At 45.1% G+C, this 5,033-nt stretch carries 6 protein-coding genes; all 6 read right to left on the minus strand.

Annotation, left to right across the window (positions count from 1 at the left end; translation table 11 throughout):
- Positions 1 to 111 precede the first annotated feature (111 nt).
- Positions 112 to 1,020, minus strand: coding sequence for a PTS fructose transporter subunit IIC (locus FD01_RS04115; RefSeq protein WP_152164607.1), 909 nt, complete (start codon positions 1,018 to 1,020; stop codon positions 112 to 114).
- Between the two features lie 15 nt (positions 1,021 to 1,035).
- Complete coding sequence (locus tag FD01_RS04120; RefSeq protein ID WP_056962759.1) at positions 1,036 to 1,350, minus strand: PTS fructose transporter subunit IIB; 315 nt, start codon at positions 1,348 to 1,350, stop codon at positions 1,036 to 1,038.
- Positions 1,347 to 1,820, minus strand: a complete 474-nt coding sequence (locus tag FD01_RS04125) for a PTS sugar transporter subunit IIA (protein ID WP_054719432.1) — start codon at positions 1,818 to 1,820, stop codon at positions 1,347 to 1,349. Before FD01_RS04125 ends, FD01_RS04120 begins: the two co-directional genes overlap by 4 nt.
- A 241-nt stretch (positions 1,821 to 2,061) precedes the next feature.
- Positions 2,062 to 2,844, minus strand: coding sequence for a glycyl-radical enzyme activating protein (locus FD01_RS04130; RefSeq protein WP_054719435.1), 783 nt, complete (start codon positions 2,842 to 2,844; stop codon positions 2,062 to 2,064).
- An 11-nt stretch (positions 2,845 to 2,855) separates the two neighbouring features.
- Positions 2,856 to 4,571: a formate C-acetyltransferase/glycerol dehydratase family glycyl radical enzyme gene (locus FD01_RS04135; RefSeq protein WP_225436202.1), complete on the minus strand. Its 1,716-nt coding sequence runs from the start codon at positions 4,569 to 4,571 to the stop codon at positions 2,856 to 2,858.
- A 2-nt stretch (positions 4,572 to 4,573) separates the two neighbouring features.
- Positions 4,574 to 4,945, minus strand: a complete 372-nt coding sequence (locus tag FD01_RS17020; protein ID WP_477218257.1) for a pyruvate formate lyase family protein — start codon at positions 4,943 to 4,945, stop codon at positions 4,574 to 4,576.
- Between the last annotated feature and the right edge of the window lie 88 nt (positions 4,946 to 5,033).

A 5,033-nucleotide genomic window follows, 5' to 3' on the forward strand; every position in this document is an offset into this window, starting at 1 on the left:
TGTTAAGGCTAGAGGTCCGCACCTGGTGATAATCCGCGTATACCCCGAGTGAGTAGCCTGAATCTTGGTAATTACTGAGTAACCTTAATTTTTCCGTCGTTGAATATGTTCCTATTCAAAACACCCCCTAGAGATGACACTTTTATTATTTAAAGTGTCAACCCTAAGGGGTATTGTACGAAGGGGTCGGATGCTGCAAATGGAATCGCCCCCTTCAGTAATGCCAACCATTCCCATCACCAAGGCGGCTTTGCCTGAGTCTTTTTCTTCGGGAGTGAACTTCTTTGGGGCAATCAAAGTTGCCAGCCCCATAGCCAACGGTGGCACGCAGATGGCAACGCCGATCCCGGCCATGATCAACATCGCAGTGTGACTTGGCAAGCCTGTCGCTTTATCAATTGTTCCGACTAAAGCTGAGCCAAAAGAAAATGCCACTTTGTTGACTGGACCGCCCATATCAGAACCAATCATTGCGCCAAGAATCAAACCCAAGACAATTGTATTGCCAGTGCCGAGGCCAGATAACCATTTCGTTAAGACGCTCATCAACCCAGCAATCGGTTTACCAATTCCCCATACCATAATGCCACCGACAACCAAGGTACTTAATAACGGGATAACCAGAATCGGCATGATTGATTGCAAATTTTTGGTGACTTTGATCTTTTTAAGATAAAACACCACGATCCCAGCTAACAGCCCGGACAGAATTCCGCCGATAAAACCAGCACCGATATTCGCTGAAAGCAAGCCACCAATTACACCTGGAGCCAACCCGGGTCGGTCAACCATTGAATAAGCAATGTACCCAGATAAGATTGGTACCATCAACCCTAATCCCGTCGTCCCGATTTGAGAAAGATCTCCAAGCATACCAGTAGAAGGAACTGCAGATTTTCCCGATAATAAAACACTTAAAGCTAACAAAATCCCACCAGCAACAACAAACGGAATCATATACGAAACACCGGTCATCAAATGCGTCCGGGTATCTTTTAGTAGGTCTTTTAGTCCGCTCATGGTATTTCCTCCTGATCAAGCTAACTTCTGTGCCAACTTTTCAATAATGATCGGTGATTTATTGATTAAATCGCCTGCATGTACCCGTAAGACAGGTTTGCCTTTAAAACGTTCTTCATTCTTAATCCCAATATCATTGGTTAAAATCACCACATCAGCCGCCTGAATTTGTGTCGGACTCAAAGCATCTTCAATCCCAATTTGACCTTGCGTTTCCACAAAGCAGCTTTCACAAACTTTGGATTCCTCTGCTGCAACCTTTAAGCTTTCTGCTGCCATGTACGTATGCGCAACCCCTGATGGGCAGGCTGTTACTGCGATAATTTTCATGATGATACCTCCAAAGTTTGATTAATCGTATTACCAATTAAAGCAATTACTTCATCTGTGCTTGTTGCTTGTTTGATCTCGTTGCGAAAATCTGCGTGAATCAATTGACGCGATAACGCCGCTAGTAGTTTTAGATGGGCATCTCCTTGACTCGCTGCAGGGACTACTAATTGAAAAACCATATCAACTGGATTGCCATCCATTGCGTCCCAATCAATCGGCTGCTGGAGTTTAGCAATCGCCACAGAAACTGAATTGACCGCGTCTGTTTTCCCATGAGGAATTGCAATGCCAAATCCGATACCAGTGGTGGTCAGGGCTTCTCGATCTTTGACATTTTGTAAATATGCGTCGGGATCATTCAATCGCCCATCACGGTTAAGTAACGTTGTTAAACGCGAGAATACCTCGTCTTTATTATTTGCAGAGACATTTAAATCAATAATTGCTGAAGATAGTACCTCAGTCATGAGTGAATTCCTCCTTATCACTTGTTGATGATTTAAGCTTAAGCGACTGCGATTGTGACACACAACCCTATCCGAGCCATAAATGTAAGCGCTTTACGATAAAAGTGCCGCCATTATGGGCTTTCTTTGTATTCATGAAAATGCAGTATCCGGGCTTTTGCACAACTGTGTAAAACTGAAAAACTTGAATTTTGCCATAAAAATAGAACCGCTCTTTCAACCAAGAACGGTCCTCATCACTTTATTCCAATCCACTGACCACAGCCCGAATGCCCTGAGATTCAAACAGCGTGTGAATGGTATCCACTTCCTCAGTAGTCAGCAATGGTGTATTTTCGAGTTGATAATCACGCTTCAAATACTTATATTTCTGGCTACCGTATTGATGAAAAGGCAGAATGTGCACTTCAGGTACGCCCACAGACTGAACGTATTCAACAATTTGCTGCAAGTTCTCAGGAATGGTGGTGTAGCCTGGGATCAAAGGAATTCGCGGTGTCACTTTAACATGATCTGCTTGCAAGAAGGCTTCAAAACTAGCCTTGACCATCGCCACATTGTCCCCAATCACATCACGAGCGCGGATTGGATCCATGATCTTCAAATCAAACAAGGCTTGATCGACATAAGGCAACACCTTTTGCACCGAACGCATCGGAACGGCACCAGTGGTTTCAATCGCCGTGTTAATGCCAAGCGCATGGACTGCTTTTAACAACTCAGCAGAAAAATCAGCTTGCACCAGGCATTCCCCACCTGACAACGTGACGCCACCACCTGATGTGCGGTAAAACACGTCATCTTTTTCAATTTCATCCAATACCTGATTGACTGTCATCCAATGCGTGATCGTTTCTTCTACGCCATTTTTCACCCAAGTCAGCGGTCGCACTGCCCCTTGAGATTCCGGATTGCTACACCATGGACAGTGCAACGGACAACCTTGCAAAAACACAATGGTGCGAATGCCAGGGCCATCATGAATTGAATAACGTTGAATGTTGAAGACTAAGCCTTGAGTCATTTGACTGCCTCCTATAACGTGTGTTCTGCCCGGGCGATAATATCGTCTTGAATATGTTTATTCAAGTCGACGAAAAAGGCAGAATATCCAGCCACACGGACAACCAAGCCCGCATAGTTTTCTGGATGTTTTTGAGCATCCAACAAGGTCTCGCGTGATTGCACATTGAATTGCACGTGACGGATCTTCAGTTGGGTGAACGCCATCAAGAAATCTGCAAACTTCTTGATGCCGTTATCGCCTTTCAAGGTTGCCGGTGAGAACTTCACATTGAGCAAACTCCCGTTGACCGCCAACGTATTATCGATTTTGCTGACCGACTTCAGCACGGCTGTCGGGCCTAAGTGATCACGTCCGACCATTGGCGACAAACCGCCATCAGCTAACTGTTCATGGGCTTTGCGGCCATCAGGAGTAGCCCCGACATCTTCGCCTAATGGAATGTGGGCGGAAACCGTATAAGCACCCGCGTTAAACTCCCCGCCGCGAATATTGTGGTATTTACCTAATTCCAAGGCAAAATGCCGGAAGATCTTCGCACATTCCATGTCCAATTCCGCATTATCATTTCCATATTTATCAAAGTCATGGATCAAATGCTGACGCAAAGCTTCGCCATCTGCTCCGGCATAATTCGATTGCAACACCTCAACTAAGTTCTTAAATGTCAACTCGTGATTTTCAAACACGGCTTTTTTGATGACATACAATGAATCTGCCAGGTTCGGTTCGCCAATTCCTTGTACCCCAGAGAAGTTGTAACGCGCCCCACCTTGTGTCACATCTTTACCATTTTGAATACAATCTTCAACTAATGCCGACAAAAATGGGATCGGTGCAAAGTTGCGGTGGCCGAGATCAACGATGTCCGAGCCAGTAGTGACGATTTTGACGTAATGATCGATTTTATCGAGGATATGCTGACGCAGTTTCGCATAGGTCACTTCAGGATCATCTTTCAAATCATCAATGGCCATTTCCATCACCCGCATCAAATTGAACAAGGCGATATCATGTAAACCATAAGTCCGCCCTGGAATCGTGGTTTCAACGCAACCCACGACACCGTAATCCCGGGCATCATCGAGCGACACGCCTTTGCTCAAAAAACCCGGAATGCAAACTTCGTCATTAAAAATCATCGGGATCCCAGTGCCTAAGCGAATGGTTTCACAAGTTTTATTCAAGAATCGACGCGGAATCTGTTCATTGATCCGCACTGATAAATTGGGTTGTGGCAACTGAATCTCGTGATAAATGTCCAACATTTCATTGGATAACGCGTTGACTGAATATTGACCGTACTTGTCGTAGCCACCGAGTGATACCGTGTAGCCAGTTGGAAAACCAGCAAAACACTTTGCAGATTCAGCACTACGTAACAACACCACATCATTGGTTTTCAAATAAAAGTCGCCGAGTACTTCATGCAAAAAACTTGCTGGCACTTCAGGATCATCCAAAGCCGCTTGATAAAAGTCACCTAAATACTGATCCATCCGTCCTAATGAAAGCGATGAGGCGTTGGACTCGAATTGCCCGATAATACTAGTCATCCACAACAGTTGTAAGGCTTCATAAAAAGTCGTCGGCGCTTTAGTTTCCAGGCGTTCACACATTTCAGCAATTTCGGCCAGTTCCAATTGACGATAACCTGGCGCAGCAGGAATCATCTCACGCGCTAGATCAGCATAACGTTGAAAATGCCGCTGCATCGCTTCGAACACGATCAAGGCTGCTTTAAAGAAATCATTATCCGGTTGTTGCTCCTGCTTAGCTTGATCACGCGATCAGCCAATGCGCCTTTCACTTCTGGCGTCATTTTAGCATTGATAAAATCTTTCATCGAACGTCCTTGCCAATAAGGTAGTAAGACATTACGATAAGTGGCTTTATCAGCTTCGGTAAAAACAAATTGATCTTGCGGCCGCGTATCAATGGTATCAATTTCATCCATGATCCAATAGGGATCCATTTCTGGGGACAAAATCCCACTACGCGGACGGACTGTGCGGTTGCCCACCAACAGCTCACCATCACGAATGCTGATTTTAACATGGTCGAGAATATACGCTGTTGCCTGTGCTCGACGAATGATCAACGGTTGGCCTTGGGTTTGTTGATAAGATTTGGTATCCTGGATTATTCACCTCGGTATTTGGGACATGAAATCGCATCTGGCCGGTCTG

The organism is Lacticaseibacillus manihotivorans DSM 13343 = JCM 12514 (assembly GCF_001435035.1).
GTDB lineage: Bacteria > Bacillota > Bacilli > Lactobacillales > Lactobacillaceae > Lacticaseibacillus > Lacticaseibacillus manihotivorans.